Below are 23,128 nucleotides of genomic sequence, written 5' to 3'. Positions count from 1 at the left end.
TAACAAGGAAAACTCCTGTTTTTTCGCCATAAATGATATTGTCAATCCCTGTATTCGAGAATTTGTAAAAAATAATTCAGAAATTTAAAGTTTTTTTTATTACATAATTCTTAATTAGGGTATTTACTTAGAAAAGCATCTGTGATATTTTCATGTTGACTATCATAAAGTGAAATATACAGCGCTAAATTTAACAACCACGTTTATGTATTTTGATTTGATGATAAGTATCCATCTTGCATAGTTGCAATAAAGATTGATTTTATTTGTATAAATTATGTAGCGTTAACCAAGTGATAACTTGTCCTCGATCTATTTATAGTATGCTTTATTTTGAAAAACGCATAACAATCGTCCCCGTGTGATATAAATACAGGTCTGCAATTAGACGAACTTGCCCTCTGTGCTTTTACACATTTAAACACCTGAATTCCACAGAAGTCTTGTCACTGCTGGCATAAAACCAAACACTGCCACTGTTAGTAAAAGAGATACTCCCTAATATTTTCGACTTAATTCCTCACTTTAACTTGTTTTATATGACTTATATTAAGAACACTTTTCCCGAATTTCTCACCACCCTAGAAGGGTTTGAGAAATTGCCAGATGGAGCGATCGCTAATTTATCAGAACAACTGCAAGCCTGGCGCTATCGCATAGGCCAGAAAATCATCGGTAAAGAAAGTCTCCCGGAAAACATCACCATCATTTATGAGGGACAAGTGCGGCTGTTGGGATACGATCCCCAGACGCAATTGCCAATCACCCTAAAATTACTACAACCGGGGGAAATTATCGGTGAAATTGGTTTGTTACGCGATGTCGCCTGTGAAACAGCGATCGCTTCTACCGAAGTAGTATGTTTAACCTTGAGTGCATCGGCATATTTTAGCTTTCTGGCTTCATACCCAGCTTTTGCGGAAGCTCGGAAGAACCGCATTTATTTGGTAGAAGTTTTCGATATTCTCGCTTCCTATTGGCAAAAGCAAGCGATCGCCACTTTAAATTTCAGAGAATTGGCAGAAAAAGCCTTACCCCAAGCGAAAATATATTATCTACCTTCAGGAAAAACTCCATTTAACCAACTGGATAGCAAAAGCGTTTGGTTTGTGAGTGGCGGTGGTACAGTCACGAATTTTTCACCTGGCGATCGCCTAGAACCAGACGATGACAGAGATAAAATTCAGGTCATCGGTCAAAACCCCGCACGCTTGCTTGGTATACATCCGTCAGATTTGATCTTAGAAGATAGTCATGAGATAGAACTTGCAATAACTGAAACCAGAGTAGATAGAGATAGCGCTGACGACTTAGATATTATTCCCTACGCATCAGACGAAATAGTTCCACAGCCAGCCCCCCAAAACTCAAAGAATGCGTCAAAACAAAAATATCCATTTTTTGGCGGTAAAGGAGAACTAAATTCAGCCTTCGCCTGCTTCCAAATGATCGCGAAGCACCTAGAAATGCCGTTTCGTCGAGAGGTGGTTCGCCGCATCTTAACTGAGCAAATCAAACGTCAAGGGACTATATCGTTTCAAGTTACTGCTTACCTGGCAGAGTTAATTGGACTGAAGGCGCAGTTGATAGAGTTACCAGTCGCTTCAGTCACGCGCATTCCGACACCTGCGCTGATTCGCTACGGTGATAATTTTGCCGTTTTATATCAAGTAGATGCCAATACCGTGGTTGTGGGTGTTCCATCCAAAGGAATTGTGCGCTGCAAACCCGCTCAATTGGTTGAACAATTAGATGTCGATCCAACTGACTTTCCGCCCAAAGTTCGGGTATTACTGCTGACTGCGACCAACCAAACACCCCAAGAACGTTTTAGTTTACGGTGGTTTCTACCCTACTTGTCAAAGCACCGTCGAGTCCTAATAGAGGTCTTTATCGCTTCTTTTTTCGTGCAGTTGGCAGCGTTGGCAAATCCTTTAGTCGTTCAGTTAATTATCGACAAAGTTATCACTCAAAATAGTATTGGTACACTACATATTTTGGGGGTTTTGCTCTTAGTTGTCGGGCTATTTGAAGCAGTATTGACTACCTTACGAACCTACTTATTTGTCGATACCACTAACCGGATCGATATGGGTTTAGGGTCGCAAATTATTGACCACTTACTACGTTTACCACTGCGCTACTTTGAACGCCGACCGGTGGGTGAACTTTCCACTCGCATCAACGAACTAGAAAATATCCGCCAATTCTTGACTGGTACTGCTTTAACAGTCGGATTAGATGCTTTGTTTTCGCTGGTCTATATCGGTGTAATGCTGATTTACAGTTGGCAACTCACCTTAGTAGGCTTAAGCACAATTCCAATATTTGTGATTATCACTTTAGTTGCTTCTCCCACCATTAGCAGACAGTTACGTGGTAAAGCCGAACGCAACGCCGAAACTCAATCTTATCTAGTGGAGGTGATGTCAGGAATTCAAACAGTAAAAGCACAAAATATCGAATTGCGATCGCGCTTTTCCTGGCAAGAACGTTACGCCCGGTTTGTCGCTGCTGGTTTTAAAACCGTTGTTACTTCTACCCTCGCTAACTCTACCAGCAACTTTCTCAACAAACTCAGCAGCTTACTAGTTTTGTGGGTAGGAGCTTATTTAGTACTGCAACAAGAATTAACTTTAGGCGAATTAATTGCCTTTAGGATTATATCGGGTTATGTCACCAGCCCAATATTACGTTTAGCTCAACTCTGGCAAAGCTTCCAAGAAACAGCCTTGTCTCTAGAGCGTTTAAGCGATATTGTCGATACCCCACAAGAAGGAGAAACAGACCGCTACAATATACCCTTACCTACGATTAAGGGAGCAGTGAAATATGAAAATGTTTCCTTCCGGTTTGGCACAAGCGGCCCTCTACAACTTTCTAACGTCAACCTGGAATTTGAGCCAGGTAAATTTATCGGCATTGTCGGGCAAAGTGGGTCTGGTAAAAGTACGATGATGAAATTACTGCTGAGACTTTACGAAACGGAGTCCGGCAGAATTTTGATTGATGGTTATGATATCGCCAAAGTGGAACTTTATTCGTTGCGACGACAAATTGGTGTAGTTCCTCAAGAGACATTATTGTTTGACGGCAGCGTTCAGGAAAATATTGCCCTAACTAATCCCGATGCCACAACCGAAGAAATTATCGAAGCGGCTCAGGTTGCGTGCGCCCACGAGTTTATCATGAACTTACCAAACGGTTACAACACGCGGGTGGGAGAACGGGGTTCTGCACTTTCAGGTGGACAACGACAAAGAATTGCGATCGCTCGTTCAGTTTTACAACGACCAAAATTATTAGTTTTAGATGAGGCAACTAGTGCATTAGATTATCCCACAGAACGGCAAATATGTCTCAACTTAGCCAAAGCATTCAAGGGTGATACAGTATTTTTTATTACCCACCGACTGAATACTGTCAGTAATGCAGATATGATTGTTGTGATGGATAATAGCAGAGTTATAGAACAAGGTAGCCATCAAGAATTAATGGCTACTAAGGGTCATTATTATTACCTGTATCAGCAACAAGATGTAAACTTGTAATTAGTCATTCTTGAGGGCAAAGGTTTTTGGCATCGGGAAACATTGCCCAACCCACAAAAAATTCAAAATCCAAAACCCAAAATCGTTATGACTCAACTTAATGGGAATCACCTCAACGGCAATCACAAAAACGGCAATCACAAAAATGGAGTGAAGCACGATTCACAGATACTGACAAAACAACAAAAAGCTGCTCAAGAGTCTTTAACTAGCTTAAACAATCTGGAATTTGAGCAATCTATTGTCTTGCGCCAATCTCCCATTTGGTCGCGTACAATCATGATTACACTAGTGGGGCTAGCCTGCTTTGGTATTGGTTGGACTTATTTTGCAAAAATTGAGCAAGTAGTGCCAGCAACCGGGCAATTAAAACCCCAAGGAACAGTCAAAGAAGTTCAAGCTCCTGTGAGTGGAGTGGTGAAAACAGTTAATGTAAAAGATGGACAAGAAGTGAAGCCAGGTGATTTACTGCTAACTTTTGATTCCATAGCCTCTGTTGCCGAATTAAATTCTTTGAATAAAATTCGCCTTGCATTAATGAAAGAAAATCAAATTTATCGGCGATTGATGAATGCAAGTACTGCCAATGGCTCGGAAATGTTATATTTGCGCAGTAACTTGCCACAAGAAACTGCTTTTCTGTTGAAAAGTCGGGCAGCATTAGTAGCAGAAAATGAATTATTCCGCACTCAATTAAAAAATTCTGGTCAAGATTCTAGAGTAGGGATTGATGAACAACAACTTCTACGAGTTGCCAAACAAGAATTAGACTCTCGGTCTTCCGCAGCGCGATTAGAAGTAGAAAAGACAAAAAAACAACTGCTTCAAAATCAAATTAAGCTGGAAGATAGTAAATCAAGTTTAGCCATTCAAGAGGGGATTTTAAATAAGCTGAAGATATTAGCAGAAGAAGGTGGAATTTCTCAACTTCAGTATCTCAATCAGCAACAAGAAGTTCAAAACCGCACGGCAGAAGTAGCGCAACTAGGTGAAGAACTAAAACGCCTTCAGTTTGATATAGAAAAAGGACAACAAGAGTTAAGCAATACGGTGGCTGTTTCTGATAAAAACATTTTGGATAAGATAGCCCAGAACAAACAGCAGATTGCTACAATCGATAGCCAATTCATGAAAGTTGTGCTGGAAAATGAGCAGCGTTTGGCAGATGTCAATAGTAAAATATCTCAATCACAGTTAAACGTTAAATATCAAGAACTCCGCGCACCTGTAGCTGGAACAATTTTCGATTTGCAAGCAAAAAATCCCGGATTTGTCGCAACTCCAACTACAAAACTGTTGCAAATTGTCCCCAAAGAAAACTATATTGCTGAAGTTTTTATCACTAACAAAGATATTGGATTTGTGCGAAAAGGTATGAAAGTAGATGTCAGAATTGACTCCTTTCCTTACAGCGAGTTTGGCGATATTAAGGGAAAAGTGACTGAGATAGCTTCAGACGCATTACCGCCAGACCAAACCCATCAGTTTTACAGGTTTCCGGCAAAAGTCTCATTAGACAAACAATCCCTAGTGATTAAGGATAAAAAAGTTAACTTGCAATCAGGTATGTCTATCAGTGCCAATATAAAAGTGCGCGAAGAACGGACTGTGCTTAGTTTATTCACTGAAATGTTTACCAAGCAAGTTGATGCTCTTAAACAGGTACGATGAAGAGGGTTGAGTTAAAAAATCGCAGTGACTTCACAAGGAGAGTTGCTGCTTTACTAACTACATTAGTACTAAGTAATTTTTCCTCTCTCAGCACTCAATACTCTTGATGATGGTTAATTTTCAACGCATCGAACCCGCTCCCGGACAAGAATCAGTTTGGGATTACCCCCGTCCTCCTCTTTTGGAGGACACAACCAAACATATCCAAATAATCTTTAATGGAGTAGTAATTGTAGATACTCACAGCGCCAAACGTGTTTTAGAAACTAGTCATCCTCCTTCTTACTACATTCCCCCAGCGGATATCAAAATGGAATATCTACAGATGACTCCGCAATCTAGCTTTTGTGAGTGGAAAGGAAGTGCTGGTTACTACACAATCCGAGTTGGTGATAAACAAGTCCATAATGCTGCTTGGTTCTACCCCAAACCCACACCAGCCTTTGAATCTATGAAGGACTATGTAGCTTTTTATGCTCATTTAATGGATAAATGCTACGTTAATGACGAAGAGGTTCAACCACAACCAGGTAACTTCTATGGCGGTTGGATAACCAGTGATATTGTTGGGCCATTTAAAGGCGCTCCTGGTACTTGGGGATGGTGAGTCAATTTTGGATTTTGGATTTTGGACTTGTCGTGAGGTTCAGTCTAACGATTTTAAATTTTAAATAATAAAATCTATCAATGTAGGTTGGGTTGAACGGCAGTTCAACCCAACTTACTACTAATAAACTGAGTTTTTCGGATTACTAAATTGATGTTCTGGCTACCTAGAAGCTTTTCTTTCAAACATCAAATACGTGCCTCCTAATCCTTCCACAATTGTGCGTGTATTGGCAATCATCATTTTCTGATAAGTGTCTGCGTCGCTTCCTGGTTCACCAAGTCCCTCAGCATACAGCTTTCTGTCAGAAATGTTCACTTCAGCTTCTGTGGCTACAGATTGAATCAAATTAGGATTAATTTCCACTTCAGCAAAAATTGTTGATACTTTAGCCCGTTTGATGTTTGTAGCTAACTTATTGACTCGTTCGGTTGTCAGCTTTTCTTTAGTACTAATACTTTGCAATCCTCCTGTCAATGAAATACGGTATGCTTTGGCGTAATAACTCAGTGCATCAGAGGTTGTAACCAACTTACGTTCTTTGGTAGGAATACTGGCAATTCTTGACTTAATCCAGCTATCTAGTTGAGTGAGTTCATTGGTAATTTTTTTAGTATTACTGCTATAAGCCTCTGCATCACTAGATTGTAATTTTCTCAAATTACTATTAATTACCTCCACCATTCTGATAGCATTTTTGGTATTGTGCCAAATATGAGGATCGCTTACATTCTTACCATCTACCTGAAATTTTTGTGGCTTAGGTACTGCCAGTTGAGCGACGGCTATTTTTGGTGTAGGGTTTTTAGTCGCTTTAATTAACTCGATCAGATTTGGTTCCAAATTGTAACCATTATAAAGAATAAGATTAGCTTGTTCAATGGCTTTACGATCTTCCGGTTTTGGTTTATAAAATTGGGGGTTGGTAGAAGGGGAAATTAAGCAGGTGAGGTTAACTGTATTTCCAGCAACCTGCCTGGTTAAGTCACACAGTACGCTTGTAGTCGCTACAACTTGGGGAAGATTCTCATTTATCTGGGTGTTAGTCTGAGTGAATGTAGTTCTTACAGCTTGATTTCCACACCCAACAAATCCAATTGTCAAAGCAGCAAGAATAGTTGGGAAGAAATTATTCAATGGTGATTTTTTTGACATCCTCAACTCCTACTGGATGTATAAAAAAAGATAATCATTATTGGTAAAGTATTAGTAAAATACCAAGGGAAAGTCTTCAGCGGGGAAGAGATTAAGGGCTGAGGGGAAAGCCTTCGGCAAAGAAAGGGGTAAAGGTTAAGGGAAGAGGAATTAATAGACTTTCTCCTTTATCACTTATCTGTTTCCCAAGTCCACACCCAGCAATTTTTGGTTGGCGATCCACTAGTGAGGTTTTTACAGGCAAAATATTAGTTAACTGCACACGACAGACTGGAAAACTGGTAAAGGTAGGAGCACAATAATAAAGGCAATGCTGGGGAGTCTCCAAGGAGTGTAGTGTAGTTCTCTCACCATCTGTTGAAGGGTCTATACCATTGTGCTTACATCCCACAAAGCTCGCAAATTGACTAGGATTATCAGGTTAAGGAGTGGGAAGTAGTAATGATGGGGCTTATGGAGCATACGGGTTGATTTCGCAAACCGAGTTGTGAATCTAAGGCAATTGTAGCTGTGGTTTTGCGAGGTGTGGACATATCATTGTTACAAAATTGGCAAATTGGCGATTTTTTAGCTATCAGCCTTTGTTACACTAATTTTCACGTAGTCAAGTCTTTCAATATCGCTTAGAGCATCATCTAACTACTTTTTATTGCCAGAATTCAGGATGTACTTGGTGCCATAAATTTTATCCTTTAGTTTCTTCATCATTAAATAAGAGCGAAATCAAGTATATAGAACAATTCCTCAAAGCTAATATTGGTCAAGATAAACAATGGTAATTTTAGTTGTCATAATTAACACCCTGATTTCACTGGTACTACTCTATGTGGCTTGGCGGGTGTGGCAACTTAAGCAGCAGTTAGCATATATAGCAGATAGGTTAACCGCCTATGAAAGTTGTACCAATGCAGCACTGAATAAAGCACCCGAAAATATTTATCTCAGCCAACAGAATATTTATAACTTACGGCAGAGAAATCAAGCACTACAAATACAAATTCAACAAGTGCGGCAAATTATCAGTCTACTTTTGCTAGGACGGCAAATCTGGCAGCGTTATTTTCTGAAGCTAGAGTTAATATCTCGGAAAAGAACAGTTGCAAAATGAGTTATGTCAGGTTCACACGAACATTTATTGAAAGCGGCGGGAAACTCTATCCCGCAAGTGGCGTGGAGAGGGATAGCCGCCCCGCCGCTTGGGGCATTGGGCATTGGGCATTGAAGACTCTTCCCCATGCCCCATGCCCAAAAACTCCATCCCGCAAGTGGTGTGGAGTTTTAAATTATAAGTAATTAATAGTTTTGATATTAATGAATAAAAGCAACATTTCTGGCTGATATTTTGTCACCATAGATTAACTGAATAAAATCGGTTGAGTCTTACAAGGAGAGAAAACCCACCTAAAATGGGTGTAAGGAGAGAAACAATAACATGTCTAATAACCGTTCTGGAGTATTTTTTGGCGGTTTGATGCTGGGAGCTACAATCGGTGCTTTGACTGGTTTACTCGTGGCTCCACGCACAGGGCGCGAAACGCGTAAAATTTTGAAAAAATCTGCTAATGCTATCCCAGAATTGGCAGAAGATTTATCAATGAGTGTGCAAATTCAGGCAGATCGTCTCTCTGCTAGTGCACTGCGAAACTGGGATGAGACTTTAGATCGATTACGGGAAGCGATCGCAGCAGGTGTAGATGCCAGCCAGCGAGAAAGCCAAGTCTTGAAGCGACAAACATCTGTTGAAGACTCAGATTCGCTTCCCCAGCCATTAGAACGCTCATAAATGACATAACCGTGATTGAACCCCTGTTTTGGTTGGGACTTTCCTTACTTTTAGTCGCTACAAGCTTGACTGCGGTTTTAGTGGCGGCGATACCGGCTTTGCAGGAGTTAGCACGCGCGGCTCGCAGTGCAGAAAAGCTATTTGATACTCTCTCGCGGGAGTTACCACCCACTCTAGAAGCTATCCGCGTGACTGGCTTAGAAATCACTGACTTAACTGATGATGTCAGTGAGGGCGTAAAAAGTGCTAGTCAAGTCGCGAAGCAAGTTGACCAAAGTCTTGATACTGCAAGAAAACAGGCTCAAAATCTGCAAGTAGGTACGCGCAGCATTTTTATTGGCGCGAAAGCTGCTTGGAAAAACTTCACGCGCCAAAAACCCGTAAGGCGGACGAGCGATCGCTTACCAACCAATGAAAAACCACCTCTAACGTTGCGAGAACGAGAAGTGTTAAGGCAAGAAAATCGCCGAATCAAAGCAGAAGTGTACCGCGCTAATGACGGTTATAACGATGCCACTAGCTGGGAAAACAATTTTGATGACGAAGATTGAATTAGGGCATAGGGCATAGGGCATAGGGCATTGGGCATTGGTATTTGAAAACTTTTTCCTAGTCCCTAGAGCGTGTTTTCAAACCCCAAATTAGACTTAATTGTAGGTTGGGTTTTGTTCCTCAACCCAACATTGACATTGTTTTGTTGGGTTGCTCTTCCCTACAGGGACACTACGCGAACGGTTAACCGAATCTACGTTTCCTGCCCCATGCCCAATACTCAAAAACCTTTTGCTTTGATCCCCTAGATTAGAGTAAAGTAAACAAGTGTAAAGGACTATCATTTTTCTAGTACTCTTTTAAAACAACTTGTTCGCTTTTACCGTTAATATTTGTATAAAAACGTCCATGCAATCTTGTTTTTGGCGACGAATTCTAGTATCTATTGCAGTATTTTTCCTGGCTGGGTCAATTTGGGTGATGCATTCTCCCCCAGCATTGGCTTATGACAATCCTGAGTTACTTCCTGACACCTTTACCCCAGTTGTAGATTTAGCTAAATCTCTGCCTGTACTGCAAGAAGAAAAGCTTGTCAAAGATTTAGAGCAGTTTGAAGCCGACACGGGCTGGAAATTGCGAGTCTTAACCCAATATGACCGCACCCCAGGTCGCGCGGTGATCAAATATTGGGGTTTGGATGACAAAAGTATTCTACTCGTTGCCGATTCTCGCGGCGGTAACATCCTCAGTTTTAGCGTCGGCGATGCTGTTTATAAACTTTTACCCCGGACTTTTTGGATAGAACTGCAAACTCGCTTCGGTAATTTGTATTTTGTCCGCGAGCAAGGCGAAGACCAAGCCATTCTCCAAGCCTTAGAATCGGTTAAAGGCTGTTTGCTCAAAGGGGGTTGCAATGTTGTCCCCGGATTACCACGAGAGCAGTGGATTCTCACCTTGATTACCTCAGTTATTGGTGGGGTGATTTGTGGGTTTGCAGCTCAACCCCGCCAAAAAGGACAAGTTTTTGCTTGGCAATGGGCTTTAATTTTCTCACCTTTATGGGGAATCTTGTTTATTGCCTTCGGCATTGGGCCAGTTGTGACACGTACAAGCGACTGGTTGCCTTTAGTTCGCAATATCTCTGGGTTTCTCATTGGCGTCTTGGTTGCCTACCTATCTCCTATTTTCAGCCGGTCTTCTTCTAGTAATGAGTTATGAGTGAGTAGTTAGGAATGAGTAGTTTAATTAACTTATAACTCTTAACTCCTAACTCTTAACTCTCTGAAGCTGATAAGCTGAAAGCTAATATTTGAGAAGCTCAACAAAAATGGAATGGCACGTAACTGATGCTCAAAGTTTAGCAATCATTGATAGTGAAATTGGCGATCATGTCTTTTCACCCGCAGAGTATGAGATTGTGCGTCGGGTAATCTACGCCACGGCTGACTTTGAGTATAAGTCTTTGATTCGCTTTTCTGAGCGTGCCTTGCAAGCTGGAGCAGCAGCGCTAGCCGCACGTACCACGATTGTGGTAGATGTCCCGATGGTACAAGTAGGTATTGCCTACGATATTCAAAATACCTTTGCGAATCCAGTGTATTGCAGCATGGAAGCTCTCACACGCCCTCAAAAAGAAAAGACTCGCGCAGCGTGGGGAATAGAAACCTTAGCAAAGCGTTATCCAGAGGGAATTTTTGTGGTGGGTCAAGCACAAACGGCCCTGACTGCACTGCTGGATTTAATTGAACTTGAGGAAATTAGACCTGCTTTAACGATCGCAACTCCAGTGGGATTTGTAAATGTTGATGAAGCTAAGGAGCGTTTACAAGACTCTCTAGTACCTCACATTATAATTGACGGCCGCAAAGGAAATGCAGTTGTAGCAGCTGCGATCGTTGATGGGTTGGTAGACTTAGCTTGGCAAGCTTATGGACAAGATGGAAATCGGGGGAGCTAGGAAAGTCGACTCTATTATTATATTTTGTATCCAAAAGAGTATTCATCAATCATTGAATATCCTGATATTTTTCTGAAGTCGTGCCGTTCAAGGAGCCTTTTCTTGTGGTAATTCAAGGTTTCAATTTAAGTGCATATCTTACAATTCCTGTGGTATTAAGTCTTTTGGCTGATGGAGAGGGAATAAAAGTATCTTTAGTTAAAAACGTTCGTCAGGTATCTACTAACAAGGAAATTATTTTATCCAACCGTCAGCTAATCAGTATTAGGGCAACTCCAAAAACATACTATGTTAGTGGTGTTGGAAATGACACAAATAGCGGACTCTCTATTTCATCCGCCTTTAGAACAATTCAAAAGGCAGCAAATCTGACTAACCCTGGCGATACAGTATTGATTATGAACGGAGTGTACACAAATTTAAGAAAAGCTGGTAGTGCAGTAAGTATTAGACGTTCTGGAACTGCAAATGCATGGATTAAGTATAAAGCATATCCCGGTCATTTCCCAAAAATTCAGCACAATACATGGAACGGTATCTCGATTTCAAATGGAGCTTCATATATCGAGATAAATGGGCTGGAGGTAATAGGAAATAATGCCAATATAACCCTTGATTATGCGATGAGTCAGAAGACTAACAAACAAAACCCGCTAACAAATGGAAACTGCATCAGTGTGGATGGACGAACAAATGGTCATAGTCACCATATACGTATTGTCAACAACAAAGTACATAAGTGTGGAGGAGCAGGCATTTCCGCTATTCAATCGGACTATGTGACAATAGATAATAACGAAGTGTTCGATAATGCCTGGTATAGCGTTTATGGTAACAGTGGCATTTCAATTTTGAATAGTTGGAACTCTGACAATAAGCGGGGATACAAGATGTTTGTTACTAACAACAAAACCTACAACAATCGTATGTACATCCCTTGGATTGCAGTCGGAAAGATCACAGACGGTAATGGTATTATTATCGATAGTTCTAGAAACGATCAAAATAACTCCAAATTGGATGCATATAAAGGATACACTTTAGTTCAAAATAATCTTGCATTTAATAATGGTGGATCGGGTATTCATGCATTTTTAAGCGAGCATGTTGATATTGTAAATAACACAGCTGTTTTAAATAATCAAAGTCCAGAACTTAATGGCGGGCAAATATTTGCTTATACATCATCTGATGTCAGAATTCTTAGGAACATTCTTTATGCTTTCCCTGGAAAAAATATTAATAATAAGACTAAAAATAAAAACGCTGTTTATGATTATAATATTTACATGAATAGCTCTAAAATAAATGTTAAAGGGCCTCACGATATTGTTGCAGGCTCACAATTTTTAAGCAAGTATCCCACTCTAAAAAAAATATCTGGCAATTGGAAATCGCGGTTAGATAGACAAAATCCGCCGACACGGCCTTATGTAGAATCTAAGTCGGCAGGTTTTGCCTGTGGGACAGTGACTTATCGCTTGCAAGGAAAACTCATCAAAGTGGGATGCTCTCGTTAGCAATCAGGCAGGAAAGATTTATCCCGAATTTAAATGCTCTAACCTCTTGGACAACCATTGAGAATTTTTGCGGTTGAGAGCAACCTGCCGAGATATTGGCGATATTTAGCTCGTAATCTCGTAATTATTAAATGATTTGAACCCTACATAGATGCAAGGTGTAGGTCGTCTAGTAATCACTTCTTCAATCCTCTACTCTACGACGCCGCCGACGCGGCTTTTGTTGTTGGTCTTCACGCAAGCGACGACCGACTTCGTTAAAGAAATCCCGACGCAGATAAGGATAATCGCTAACCCACAGGTCACGATTGGGAAAGTATATATCGCTAAATTCATCAATACTGCTCAAATCTGGGCGATTTGACATCACTACCATTTCTGCAATTTGACCGCGAGTAATAACTTTGTGGGCAGGACGTAATGGCGCTACAAACTCAATGCTAAATCCTGTGTCATCACCTACCTCTAAATTTATCTGTTTTTCTCGGTTTTCTACAATCACCAATTCGCCTTTGTTGTTGACTGTTTCGGTTTTACCTATCAACTGGTCTGTAATCCACCAATCTAGGACTCGACCACGGAAAAAGCCGCCGTACTTATAACGACGGCATTGTAAATTCCGCATACTTGCTTGAAACACTGGATACCACAGCCAAAAAAAAGCGCTAATTACCCCTAGTACAAATACTATTGAAGCAAACTCAAGCTTGAAAATAACTGTTACAAGCAAAATAACAACTACCGCAACTACAGAAATTAACAGCCGTTGCAAAAAATTTGAGAATTTCCCCCAGTAGTACTTGTACTGCAAACCAGTGGCAATTAGGGGGACAACTTGTTCAAATTTCTGGCGAGTCAGTGGTACTAACATGAGTGCTAAGTAATGAATGCCCAATAGTGAGTTTAAAGTATCTTTTCTAATCCATATACTAACGACTTTAGCGCTAAGACTTTGCGAATCGCTAGTAGCACTCCTGGCATATAACAAGCGCGATCGCTCGTATCATGTCGTAAAGTATAAATCTGTCCTGCTGCGCCAAAAATCACCTCCTGGTGGGCAATCAATCCCGGCAAGCGGACGCTATGAATTCTAATTCCTTCATCTGCGATACTACCCCTGGCTCCTGGTAATTTCTCCGTTTCTTCTACAACAGCAGAATTAAAAGTTTTACCCAATTCTCCTAATAACTGCGCTGTTTGAATGGCAGTACCGCTCGGAGCATCAGCTTTTTGGTTGTGATGCAGTTCGATAATTTCCACATGGTCAAAATATTTTGAGGCTGCGATCGCAGCTTGTTGCAACAGTACCATGCCAATGGAAAAATTAGGAATAATTAGACAACCAGTGCTAGCTTTGTCGGCAAAATCTGCCAAGTCTTGAATTTGTTCTGGACTTAACCCAGTAGTGCCGACTACAGGACGAATACCGTAAGCGATCGCACTGCGAATATTGTCATAAACTGAATCGGGATGGGTAAAGTCTACAATCACCCCTGGAGGAGACTGTCTGTCACCAGCCACATATCCCAACATCGGTTCTAATTGATTGGTAATTGGCACTTCCAGAGGTTCGCTTAAACCCGCCAACTCCCCGGCATCTTTATCTTGATGTTCTAAACTGTAGTCAATTGCACCCACTAGGTTTAAATCAGGCGCTTGTGCCACCGCCTTAACCACTTCACGGCCCATTTTGCCAGCAGCACCGTTGACAATAACCGGGATAGGAGCTTGATTCGTCATAGGTCGAGAAATACTTTTTGAGTCAACAAAGGAATTGTAAAGACTTTCGCGATCTAGTAGCTAGCTTCTCAAATCTCTGGCTTAATTCCACCTACCCTGAATTGTGCAACTAATCGCTTAGTTTTTCTACTCCCCAAAACATCGGTTCTCGCTTTCATTGCACTATCCACCCAGTAACCCGTTTTATTTGCCGATCGTACTGTTTTGATAAGTATTCCTTATAAATTATATTAGCCTTTGTTTGTCAAGTCTAATTGACCATTTGTAATATTATTGTTATATTTATTTACATAGCTTAGTAAAGCCCTAGAGTAAGCTGCATAGCTAAAATTGCACCTTGTCTATTACCTATATAGTTTTGGTTGCATTGGGTGTTAACTAAGAAAAACAGACTTCGGTTTTGCAATATCCCATCGACATTTGGACTTCTCCCATTTACCTCGGCTATCAAGTCGGGGTTTTTTATGTTCTCGATAGCCCTTTGTTTAACTTTTATTTATTAGTTATTGTTGATTTAATCATTTAGGTTGCGGTACTACTGCGCATATTAAAGGATTTAAAAGTACTTAGGCAGCAAGACTCAGGGCAATTTCTCCCAAAGTGAAATCCAAATATTGAGTTCCTCGTTTGGAAAAAAATCTTTACTATTAGATAAATATTTAATGATTCTTAAACGACTCTTAATCAACCTTAATTTTCTGAAATCTTCCAGTTCGCTATCAAACTTTTTTTGAGTTTCTTCTGGATTATTGGCTGCTAAAGCTTTTCTCCAATCTGCTGCTTTAATTAATGCTTCTTGGTAGGAAATGTGTAAATTATCGAAAAACCAATTAATAATTAAATGTATATCGAGAACTGGATTTCCTGGAATAGCACCAAATTTTAGGATCATGTAAGCTCGTAATAGCATTAAAGAATCTAGATATCGTTCAGAAAAACTAGGATTATTTTCAGCTAAAAATTCGTAAACTGAAGTTGCTATCTCTGCCCAAGCAAGGCTCTTTGAATGAGATTCATTAGATTGTTCATCGGCTAGTTCTTGAGCATTGAAAGTAGAGATTTGAGCCAAACCAAGCCAGTTAAATTTTTCTGGTAATTGCTGTTGCTCTGCCCAAACCATTCTCAACCAAGTTTGTATATGCTCTGCATCTTGTTGAAGTAGAACTCTTAAGAAATTTGTTGCTTCAGTTTCAGCCATAGTTAATGATGAAGTCAAGGAAACTTCCGCTCTCGCACTTCTGCGGCATAATCTTGCACGGCTTTGGTAATCGTCTCGCGCAAATTCGTGTAAACTTTGGCGAATGGTGGATGCTTTTGGGCAAGTCCAAGGACATCTGAAGTAACTAAAACTTGTCCATCACAGTGAATTCCCGCACCGATACCAATTGTGGGAATACTTAATTTTTGTGAAATCTGCATTGCTAAATCTGCGGGGATATGCTCCAACACTAAAGAAAATACACCTGCTTGTTCCAGAGCGATCGCTTCAAGTAAAATCCTCTCACTGGCTTCTTGTGTTTTACCTTGTTGTCGCAAACCCAGTTGATGTATCGATTGTGGTGTCAAACCCACATGACCCATTACCGGAATTCCGGCTTCTACTAAACGAGCCACAGTTTCGGCCATTGCTGGATAGCCACCTTCTAATTTTACCGCTTGAGCGCCCGTTTCCTTTAGTACCCGCCCAGCTGAGTGCATCGCTTGTTGGAGACTTTCTTGATACGTCAAAAAAGGTAAATCTACAACTACTAATGCCCGTTTAACCCCACGACGCACAGCTTTGGCGTGATATATAATCTCATCCAAAGTTATCGGCAGTGTTGTTTCATACCCAAGAACTACTGCCATAGAATCACCCACAAGGATTAAGTCTACACCAGCTGCGTCCAGGAGTTGAGCGATCGCATAATCCCAGGCAGTCAACGCCACAATTGAACGTCCCTGTTGTTTCCATTGAATTAATTGCTGGGTAGTGATTGCCATTGCCAATTTTAGATTTTAGATTTTAGATTTTGGATTTTTTGTCCTTTGTCTTCTGTCCTTAGCAAATGACTAATGACAAAGGACAAATGACTAATCATTTAACGGCGCGACTGAAAGCAATATGGGGTTTTGCACTGTCCGTTTTGGGCATTAACCACGCTAGACCTTCACTAGTACCAATCCATAATTTATTGCCGATGTCAGGTGCAAGGGTAAGAACCCGACTAGAAGGAAGTCCAGCAACTTCTGAGTCTAATACAGCTCCTGTATTTGGATTTAATCGTAACAAACCATTATTAGTCCCGACCCAGACACTACCATCTTTCGCAAAACGTACTGCTGTCACGTCACGCCCACGCAGACGAGTTACAGACCGCAACACTGCACCAGTTTTTGGGTTAATAACTAGCAAATTATTCGGCATTCCCGCCCAAATTAACCCTTCTGGACTAATAGCTAAAGCTTGTACAGTTGTCCCTGGTAAATCGGCTATTCGCTTCATAACCACAGCACTAGCAGTATTTACCCGTACCAATCCATCCAGAGTACCAACCCACAATTGACCTTCAGCATCTAAAGTCAGGGCATTAGCACTGACACCAGGCAGATTTTTTAATGTTGTCATAATCAAGCCTTGGTCGGGACTAATGAGAGCTAAACCGCTATCGGTTCCAGTCCACAAATAACCCCGTTTGTCAAGTAACAGTGACAACACGCGTTTAGAAGGCAAAAATAAATTTTGCGCGGTGATTTCGTTAGTGCGGGGGTCAACTCGAACTAGTCCCTCATAACTTCCTACCCACAAACGTCCTACTTTGTCTTGGGCTAAAGCACCAATGGCAACATTCGGTAAGCTAACACGAGAAATAATCTTGCCGGTTTTAGGATCGATCCGCGATAATCCCCGCCAAGAACCTACCCAAAGATTACCTGTAACATCTCCCAATAAATTACCAACACGATAATCAGTTTTTGGCGAATTTTCTTCAACTCCCCGCTCATTAGGCAAAGATTCTACTCGCGGTGGCGGTGCGGAAGCTGGGTAAGCGGGGGTTACATCAGATGAATTAATGTCAGGGGTTTTTTGCGCCCATCCCATATTTGGCAAAGCTATCAACCCCAGCAAGATAGAAGTAATTAATAAACTAGTACGCTTGTAAAACAATACCACGGTGACATTTCCTTTGGAGACAGTACCCATAGCATTTACCTAAACTGGCTTTGGGTTAATTTCAGTGTTCCCCTAGCTGGGATTTTTTAAACATTGGGGATTGGGGATTGGGGATTGGGGACTGGGGACTGGGGACTGGGGACTGGGGACTGGGGATTGGGGACTGGGGATTGGGGATTGGGGACTGGGGACTGGGAACTAGGAAATAAATATTTAGGAATACTTTCTCATTACCCAATACCCAGTCCCCGGATATCATTAATGACATTTTGTAAAGTATTTGTAACAAAAAGTTTAAATTTTTATGTAATAACAAAATTAAATAGATAAGTTAAAAACTTTCAAAGAATAACTTATCGAATTCTTGATATATTGTGAAACAAGTTACAAATTACGTGGTGTGCAATTCTTTTATCTTTTGCTCACCACTCTGCTAAATCTCTGTCAAGTAAATTCTTTTCTGGTGTCTTTTCCATCAAAGGGAAAGATATAAGGAGTGTAAAGGCGGGAATGTGTGCCAGCCAGCCCAATCCCCTAAATACCCGAATTTATGGGGGAATTATCTAAATCAAGCCGCAAAGTGCGGAAGTTTTGGTGAAATTGAGAAGAGAAGGTTTAGTTGGGTGCGAAGAAGAGGTAAAAAAGAATTTTGATTTTTAGCAAGAGGGAACAGTAGAAGCGCTAGGTCGTGTACCCCTAGAAGGGGAAAACACTGGTGAGGAGGGCTACCACCGCTATCCATTGTGTCCGCCGCAAAAAAACTGCTAACCTTTGCCAAAGGCAACTCCTAACAAAAAATTTTTCCGATCTTCCCCTCGCTCAAGGGGGGCAAGAGCGGGGTGAGGGGAAGTTGCACAAAACGTGATTTGATAATTAAAAAGAGTGATTTCAGGGAAGGATAAAATTATGTCTTACGCTCAAACGAAGACTCAGAGCAAATCTGGGTATCAAGCCGGGGTTAAAGATTACAGACTAACTTATTACACACCGGATTACACACCAAAAGATACCGATCTTCTAGCTGCGTTCCGTATGACACCTCAGCCTGGTGTTCCTCCCGAAGAAGCAGGTGCGGCTGTTGCGGCTGAATCCTCCACAGGTACTTGGACAACTGTGTGGACAGATTTGCTCACCGACCTCGATCGCTACAAAGGTCGTTGCTACGACATCGAACCAGTTCGGGGCGAAGACAACCAGTACATTTGTTACGTTGCCTATCCTTTGGACTTATTTGAAGAAGGCTCTGTAACCAACGTATTAACCTCAATTGTCGGTAACGTATTTGGTTTCAAAGCGCTACGGGCACTGCGTCTAGAAGACATCCGTTTCCCAGTAGCTTACATCAAGACCTTCCAAGGGCCTCCTCACGGTATCCAAGTTGAGCGCGATAAGTTAAACAAATACGGTCGTCCTTTGTTGGGTTGTACCATTAAGCCCAAATTGGGTCTTTCCGCTAAGAACTACGGACGCGCTGTATACGAGTGCTTACGCGGTGGTTTGGACTTCACCAAAGACGACGAAAACATTAACTCCGCACCATTCCAAAGATGGCGCGATCGCTTCTTGTTCGTCGCTGAAGCTATCAACAAATCTCAAGCAGAAACCGGTGAAATTAAAGGTCACTACCTAAACGTCACCGCTCCTACCTGTGAAGAAATGCTGAAGCGGGCTGAGTACGCTAAAGAACTCAAAATGCCCATCATCATGCATGACTACCTCACCGCAGGTTTCACCGCCAACACTACATTGGCTCGTTGGTGCCGCGATAACGGTATCTTGCTGCACATTCACCGTGCTATGCACGCTGTAATTGACCGTCAAAAGAACCACGGTATTCACTTCCGTGTATTGGCTAAAGCTCTACGTTTGTCTGGTGGTGACCACATCCACACTGGTACAGTAGTTGGTAAATTAGAAGGTGAACGCGGCATCACAATGGGCTTCGTTGACCTGTTGCGTGAAAACTACATTGAGCAAGACAAGTCTCGTGGTATTTACTTTACCCAAGACTGGGCTTCTCTACCTGGTGTAATGGCAGTTGCTTCTGGTGGTATCCACGTATGGCACATGCCCGCGCTAGTAGAAATCTTTGGTGATGACTCCGTACTACAATTCGGTGGTGGTACTCTGGGACACCCTTGGGGTAACGCTCCTGGTGCAACCGCTAACCGCGTCGCCTTAGAAGCCGTTGTTCAAGCTCGTAACGAAGGCCGCAACTTGGCTCGTGAAGGTAACGATATCATCCGCGAAGCTGCCAAGTGGTCTCCTGAACTGGCTGCTGCTTGCGAACTGTGGAAAGAAATCAAGTTCGAGTTTGAAGCAATGGATACCGTCTGATCTGGGTTAACAGTTAAGAGTTAAGAGTTAGAAGTAAAGACGCGACGCCAGTCGCTACAACGGTAAGGCAGCGCGGTTTTGGGGGCTTCCCCCATGAGCGGCTGCCTTGGAAACCCTCTTTTGGATGTCACCAGTTGCCTACAGCGCTGGATTCACCGCAACGCGCTGGCTCATTAATCGCGTCTGTACAAGAGTTAGGATTTGCATTAATTCATAACTCGTAACTCATAACTCATAACTCTTCAGGGCTGGGGTCAAGCATGAATCTTAAGCAAATTGCGAAGGACACAGCCAAAACTCTCCAAAGCTATCTGACTTATCAGGCTCTAAGGACAGTATTGGCACAGCTAGGTGAAACTAATCCGCCATTAGAACTTTGGTTGCATAACTTTTCGTCTGGCAAAATTCAAAATGGTGAGTCATTCATTGAGCAACTGTTGCGAGAAAAACCAGATTTGGCTTTGCGAATCATGACTGTCAGAGAACATATTGCGGAAGAAATTGCAGAATTTTTACCGGAAATGGTTCGCACTGGCATTCAGCAAGCCAATATGGAGCAGCGTCGCCAGCATTTAGAACGCATCACACTAATAGACACATCTAACCCCAGTCTGCAACCAGAACAGCAAACACCTTCAGATCGGGATTTGGATAACTTATCCAATTAGTTCGGTCAATCTACTAGTAAAAATCGCAACCCATTATCAAAAGCTATGCAAACTTTACCAAAAGAGCGTCGTTACGAAACCCTTTCTTATCTTCCCCCTCTGTCTGATGCTCAAATCGCTAAACAAGTCCAGTACATCTTGAATCAAGGTTACATTCCTGCGATCGAGTTTAACGAAACTTCTGAGCCAACAGAATTATATTGGACAATGTGGAAGTTGCCTTTGTTCGGTGCTAAATCTACTCAAGAAGTATTGAGCGAAGTTCAAGGATGCCGTTCTCAATTTAACAACAGCTATATCCGTGTTGTGGGTTTTGACAACATCAAGCAGTGCCAAGTTCTCAGCTTTCTTGTTCACAAACCCAACAGATACTAAGTCTAGTCAGTTGGAATTAATCATGGGATAGTTCAAGTCATTTGTTTGTCCCTGTATAGGAGAGGTAGAATTATCTGCCTCTCCTTTTTTTTCAAACAGAATTCAGGAGTCAGGCGATCCGCGAAGCGCAGTCAAGGTGAGCCAGGATTCAGTTGGGAATTCTGTAAACTGACGGATAGCGTAGCGTAAAGCCTTCTCCTGTCGGAGATGCTTTTCTACCAGAAGCGTCTTGATGACTACTGAATTTTGACTTTTGAATTCTTCTTCAAAATTAGACGTTAGGGAACATAAGCATTTATACTTCACCATCTAATACATTATCCGAAGCGTCCCGGTTGGTGGGAGAATAAAGACGAGAAATGATGCAAGCCTTGTGTTATCTCCAGCCCAAAGGAATCTGTAGAAATGTGGAAACGAATTGTATTAATTTTGCTATTGGTGTTGAGCTTCAGTCTGAGTAATTCGGATGTTGCGGCTGCGGCTGGACTCAAAAGCTTTGTAGACAGTGGTGATGGCTATCAGTTTTTATATCCTAACGGCTGGCTGCCAGTTAAAGTTGCCGATGGGCCAGATGTGGTTTTCCACGATTTGATTGAGGTGTCTGAAAATGTTTCGGTTGTGATTAGCCCAGTTCCTGAAGGCAAAACTTTGTCAGAATTGGGAACCCCAACAGAAGTAGGATACAAATTAGGAAAAGCAGCTCTTGCGCCTCCTGATTCTGGTCGTTCGGCTGAATTAGTCAATGCTGCCCAGCGAGAAGTAGACGGTAAAACATACTACCTTTTAGAGTATGAGGTTAAACTCCCCAATCAACAGGAACGACACAACATCGCCAGCGTTGCTGTGAGCCGTGGTAAACTTTTTACCTTCAACGCCTCAATTCCTGAAAAACGCTGGCAAAAAGTTAAACGAATGATTGATGAGGTTGTTAATTCTTTTTCTGTTTATTAATTAGGGAGTAGGAAATAGGGAATGGGGAATTGGGAATGGGGAATAAGAAAGAAACTTAATTACAATGCCCAATGCCCAATGCCCAATTAATAATTTTTCTAAAATCTCATGAAAATTCCACCTTTTGTACTTGCTTCAGCTTCTCCAGCCCGACGCCGCTTACTGCAAACTGTTGGTATTGAACCAATAGTTCAACCTAGTGACTTTGATGAGTCGCAAATTGAACTAAGTGAACCAGCAGAATTGGTCAAAACTCTTGCCCAGTATAAAGCGGAAACTGTAGCCCCACAGTTTCAATCAGCTTTGGTTATTGGTTGTGATTCAGTTTTGTCCATCAATGGTGAAATTTACGGCAAACCGGCAGACTTCTCTGAAGCGATCGCTCGTTGGCAGATAATGCAAGGTAACTTTGGCGACTTGTACACAGGTCACGCCTTAATTGACCACCAGCAAAATCGTACTTTAGTCAAGTCACAAGTTACAAGAGTTTACTTTGCTCAAATGAGCGAGAAGGCAATTAAAGCTTATGTTGCCACGGGTGAACCGCTCAAGTGTGCTGGTGCTTTTGCCATTGAAGGTTTTGGAAGTTTCTTCGTGGAAAAAATTGAAGGCTGCCACAGCAATGTAATTGGACTTAGTTTACCCCTGCTGCGGCAGATGTTAAGTGAATTGGGATACGATGTCACTGATTTCTGGCAGCAATAGTCATTTGTCATTTGTCATTTGTCATTTGTCCAAAGTGAATAACCAATACCCAGTGTCCAATGCCCAGTGCCCAATGCCCAATGACCTATAACTAATAACTAAATTGCCTGATATTAAGTATTGCTTCGCCATGATCTGGAATCCAGGCTAGCCACTCATCTGCTGAAACCGGACACAATAAAAGTGCTTCGTCAAAACTAAAGGGGTTGGGAAGTTGCAAAAGCTTTACCCAAGTAGAAGCTCTTAACTGCTGCAAACCTTCCAGATTCGGCCTTCTTGGTTGCACAGCAAAATCTGGTCTACGAGAATCTAGTTTCATAGCTTTCTATTAGCCTTTACGAATGGGCTAATCCAAAATTAATTCTGTAACCTAGACTACAAAATAAATAATCCTTGTGAAAAGTATCTGTCTTATAAATTTACGTTGGCTGGGTGTAAGTGTTTGCTTATATTGCAGACCAC

21 protein-coding genes are annotated in these 23,128 nt (G+C 41.7%); 14 read left to right on the top strand and 7 right to left on the bottom strand.

Annotated elements, in window-relative coordinates; translation table 11 throughout:
* Positions 1–539 precede the first annotated feature (539 nt).
* The 3 genes from RMZ42_RS22665 (at position 540) to RMZ42_RS22655 (ending at position 5,829) form a co-directional block, all read left to right on the top strand.
* Positions 540–3,551, top strand: coding sequence for a peptidase domain-containing ABC transporter (locus RMZ42_RS22665; protein WP_322673528.1), 3,012 nt, complete (start codon positions 540–542; stop codon positions 3,549–3,551).
* Between the two features lie 87 nt (positions 3,552–3,638).
* Entirely contained in the window at positions 3,639–5,222 is a 1,584-nt protein-coding gene (locus tag RMZ42_RS22660) for an HlyD family efflux transporter periplasmic adaptor subunit (protein WP_322673527.1), read from the top strand.
* Positions 5,223–5,331: 109 nt separating this feature from the next.
* The gene (locus RMZ42_RS22655; RefSeq protein WP_322673553.1) at positions 5,332–5,829 is read left to right on the top strand and encodes a DUF427 domain-containing protein; all 498 of its coding nucleotides are present in this window, start codon (positions 5,332–5,334) and stop codon (positions 5,827–5,829) included.
* A gap of 162 nt (positions 5,830–5,991) precedes the next feature.
* Here the strand turns inward: RMZ42_RS22655 and RMZ42_RS22650 are convergent, their stop codons facing one another.
* Positions 5,992–6,984 carry a metal ABC transporter solute-binding protein, Zn/Mn family gene (locus RMZ42_RS22650; protein ID WP_322673526.1) on the bottom strand — a complete coding sequence of 331 codons (993 nt, stop codon included), beginning with the start codon at positions 6,982–6,984 and terminating at the stop codon, positions 5,992–5,994.
* A 772-nt stretch (positions 6,985–7,756) separates the two neighbouring features.
* Here RMZ42_RS22650 and RMZ42_RS22645 point away from each other — a divergent pair.
* From RMZ42_RS22645 to RMZ42_RS22620, 6 genes are all read left to right on the top strand, one after another.
* Positions 7,757–8,092, top strand: coding sequence for a hypothetical protein (locus RMZ42_RS22645; protein WP_322673525.1), 336 nt, complete (start codon positions 7,757–7,759; stop codon positions 8,090–8,092).
* Between the two features lie 324 nt (positions 8,093–8,416).
* Positions 8,417–8,767 carry a YtxH domain-containing protein gene (locus RMZ42_RS22640; protein ID WP_099101749.1) on the top strand — a complete coding sequence of 117 codons (351 nt, stop codon included), beginning with the start codon at positions 8,417–8,419 and terminating at the stop codon, positions 8,765–8,767.
* An 11-nt stretch (positions 8,768–8,778) separates the two neighbouring features.
* Positions 8,779–9,318: a DUF948 domain-containing protein gene (locus tag RMZ42_RS22635; RefSeq protein ID WP_322673524.1), complete on the top strand. Its 540-nt coding sequence runs from the start codon at positions 8,779–8,781 to the stop codon at positions 9,316–9,318.
* 349 nt (positions 9,319–9,667) lie between these two features.
* The gene (locus tag RMZ42_RS22630; RefSeq protein WP_322673523.1) at positions 9,668–10,477 is read left to right on the top strand and encodes a TPM domain-containing protein; all 810 of its coding nucleotides are present in this window, start codon (positions 9,668–9,670) and stop codon (positions 10,475–10,477) included.
* 109 nt (positions 10,478–10,586) lie between these two features.
* Entirely contained in the window at positions 10,587–11,216 is a 630-nt protein-coding gene (locus tag RMZ42_RS22625; RefSeq protein WP_322673522.1) for a precorrin-8X methylmutase, read from the top strand.
* A gap of 104 nt (positions 11,217–11,320) precedes the next feature.
* Positions 11,321–12,736 carry a right-handed parallel beta-helix repeat-containing protein gene (locus RMZ42_RS22620; protein ID WP_322673521.1) on the top strand — a complete coding sequence of 472 codons (1,416 nt, stop codon included), beginning with the start codon at positions 11,321–11,323 and terminating at the stop codon, positions 12,734–12,736.
* Positions 12,737–12,920: 184 nt separating this feature from the next.
* Here the strand turns inward: RMZ42_RS22620 and RMZ42_RS22615 are convergent, their stop codons facing one another.
* The 5 genes from RMZ42_RS22615 to RMZ42_RS22595 form a co-directional block, all read right to left on the bottom strand.
* Complete coding sequence (locus tag RMZ42_RS22615) at positions 12,921–13,607, bottom strand: phosphate ABC transporter permease (RefSeq protein WP_322673520.1); 687 nt, start codon at positions 13,605–13,607, stop codon at positions 12,921–12,923.
* Positions 13,608–13,639: 32 nt separating this feature from the next.
* Positions 13,640–14,476, bottom strand: coding sequence for a 4-hydroxy-tetrahydrodipicolinate reductase (gene dapB, locus RMZ42_RS22610; protein WP_322673519.1), 837 nt, complete (start codon positions 14,474–14,476; stop codon positions 13,640–13,642).
* A 580-nt stretch (positions 14,477–15,056) separates the two neighbouring features.
* Positions 15,057–15,692 (bottom strand): hypothetical protein, encoded by a 636-nt coding sequence (locus RMZ42_RS22605; protein ID WP_322673518.1) that lies wholly within the window; start codon positions 15,690–15,692, stop codon positions 15,057–15,059.
* Positions 15,689–16,459, bottom strand: a complete 771-nt coding sequence (gene panB, locus RMZ42_RS22600) for a 3-methyl-2-oxobutanoate hydroxymethyltransferase (RefSeq protein ID WP_322673517.1) — start codon at positions 16,457–16,459, stop codon at positions 15,689–15,691. Before panB ends, RMZ42_RS22605 begins: the two co-directional genes overlap by 4 nt.
* A gap of 94 nt (positions 16,460–16,553) precedes the next feature.
* Complete coding sequence (locus RMZ42_RS22595) at positions 16,554–17,660, bottom strand: ligand-binding sensor domain-containing protein (RefSeq protein ID WP_322673516.1); 1,107 nt, start codon at positions 17,658–17,660, stop codon at positions 16,554–16,556.
* An 876-nt stretch (positions 17,661–18,536) separates the two neighbouring features.
* Here RMZ42_RS22595 and RMZ42_RS22590 point away from each other — a divergent pair.
* From RMZ42_RS22590 to RMZ42_RS22570, 5 genes are all read left to right on the top strand, one after another.
* Positions 18,537–19,967: a form I ribulose bisphosphate carboxylase large subunit gene (locus RMZ42_RS22590; RefSeq protein ID WP_322673515.1), complete on the top strand. Its 1,431-nt coding sequence runs from the start codon at positions 18,537–18,539 to the stop codon at positions 19,965–19,967.
* Positions 19,968–20,227: 260 nt separating this feature from the next.
* On the top strand, positions 20,228–20,635 hold the full coding sequence (rcbX, locus tag RMZ42_RS22585) for a RuBisCO chaperone RbcX (protein WP_322673514.1): 408 nt from the start codon (positions 20,228–20,230) through the stop codon (positions 20,633–20,635).
* A gap of 45 nt (positions 20,636–20,680) precedes the next feature.
* Positions 20,681–21,010 carry a ribulose bisphosphate carboxylase small subunit gene (locus RMZ42_RS22580; protein WP_069072884.1) on the top strand — a complete coding sequence of 110 codons (330 nt, stop codon included), beginning with the start codon at positions 20,681–20,683 and terminating at the stop codon, positions 21,008–21,010.
* A gap of 405 nt (positions 21,011–21,415) precedes the next feature.
* A complete protein-coding gene (gene psbP / locus RMZ42_RS22575) occupies positions 21,416–21,961 on the top strand; it encodes a photosystem II reaction center PsbP (RefSeq protein WP_322673513.1) in 546 nt (181 codons plus the stop codon).
* A gap of 108 nt (positions 21,962–22,069) precedes the next feature.
* The gene (locus tag RMZ42_RS22570; RefSeq protein WP_322673512.1) at positions 22,070–22,666 is read left to right on the top strand and encodes a nucleoside triphosphate pyrophosphatase; all 597 of its coding nucleotides are present in this window, start codon (positions 22,070–22,072) and stop codon (positions 22,664–22,666) included.
* Between the two features lie 91 nt (positions 22,667–22,757).
* On the opposite strand, the gene RMZ42_RS22565 is transcribed toward RMZ42_RS22570, so the two are convergent.
* Positions 22,758–22,985 (bottom strand): hypothetical protein, encoded by a 228-nt coding sequence (locus RMZ42_RS22565; RefSeq protein ID WP_322673511.1) that lies wholly within the window; start codon positions 22,983–22,985, stop codon positions 22,758–22,760.
* Between the last annotated feature and the right edge of the window lie 143 nt (positions 22,986–23,128).

The sequence above is a fragment of the Nostoc sp. DedQUE05 genome (genome assembly GCF_034530955.1).
In the GTDB taxonomy this organism is placed as follows: Bacteria; Cyanobacteriota; Cyanobacteriia; order Cyanobacteriales; family Nostocaceae; genus Nostoc.
This window is presented reverse-complemented; position numbering and strand designations above follow the sequence as displayed.

Coding starts and splice junctions, on each gene's coding strand:
- panB (WP_322673517.1), bottom strand. CDS start 16,459: ATGGCAATCACTACCCAGCAATTAATTCAATGGAAACAACAGGGACGT.
- RMZ42_RS22630 (WP_322673523.1), top strand. CDS start 9,668: ATGCAATCTTGTTTTTGGCGACGAATTCTAGTATCTATTGCAGTATTT.
- RMZ42_RS22570 (WP_322673512.1), top strand. CDS start 22,070: ATGAAAATTCCACCTTTTGTACTTGCTTCAGCTTCTCCAGCCCGACGC.
- RMZ42_RS22565 (WP_322673511.1), bottom strand. CDS start 22,985: ATGAAACTAGATTCTCGTAGACCAGATTTTGCTGTGCAACCAAGAAGG.
- RMZ42_RS22625 (WP_322673522.1), top strand. CDS start 10,587: ATGGAATGGCACGTAACTGATGCTCAAAGTTTAGCAATCATTGATAGT.
- RMZ42_RS22660 (WP_322673527.1), top strand. CDS start 3,639: ATGACTCAACTTAATGGGAATCACCTCAACGGCAATCACAAAAACGGC.
- RMZ42_RS22650 (WP_322673526.1), bottom strand. CDS start 6,984: ATGTCAAAAAAATCACCATTGAATAATTTCTTCCCAACTATTCTTGCT.
- RMZ42_RS22595 (WP_322673516.1), bottom strand. CDS start 17,660: ATGGGTACTGTCTCCAAAGGAAATGTCACCGTGGTATTGTTTTACAAG.
- psbP (WP_322673513.1), top strand. CDS start 21,416: ATGTGGAAACGAATTGTATTAATTTTGCTATTGGTGTTGAGCTTCAGT.
- RMZ42_RS22645 (WP_322673525.1), top strand. CDS start 7,757: ATGGTAATTTTAGTTGTCATAATTAACACCCTGATTTCACTGGTACTA.
- RMZ42_RS22665 (WP_322673528.1), top strand. CDS start 540: ATGACTTATATTAAGAACACTTTTCCCGAATTTCTCACCACCCTAGAA.
- rcbX (WP_322673514.1), top strand. CDS start 20,228: ATGAATCTTAAGCAAATTGCGAAGGACACAGCCAAAACTCTCCAAAGC.
- RMZ42_RS22590 (WP_322673515.1), top strand. CDS start 18,537: ATGTCTTACGCTCAAACGAAGACTCAGAGCAAATCTGGGTATCAAGCC.
- dapB (WP_322673519.1), bottom strand. CDS start 14,476: ATGACGAATCAAGCTCCTATCCCGGTTATTGTCAACGGTGCTGCTGGC.
- RMZ42_RS22615 (WP_322673520.1), bottom strand. CDS start 13,607: ATGTTAGTACCACTGACTCGCCAGAAATTTGAACAAGTTGTCCCCCTA.
- RMZ42_RS22580 (WP_069072884.1), top strand. CDS start 20,681: ATGCAAACTTTACCAAAAGAGCGTCGTTACGAAACCCTTTCTTATCTT.
- RMZ42_RS22640 (WP_099101749.1), top strand. CDS start 8,417: ATGTCTAATAACCGTTCTGGAGTATTTTTTGGCGGTTTGATGCTGGGA.
- RMZ42_RS22655 (WP_322673553.1), top strand. CDS start 5,332: ATGGTTAATTTTCAACGCATCGAACCCGCTCCCGGACAAGAATCAGTT.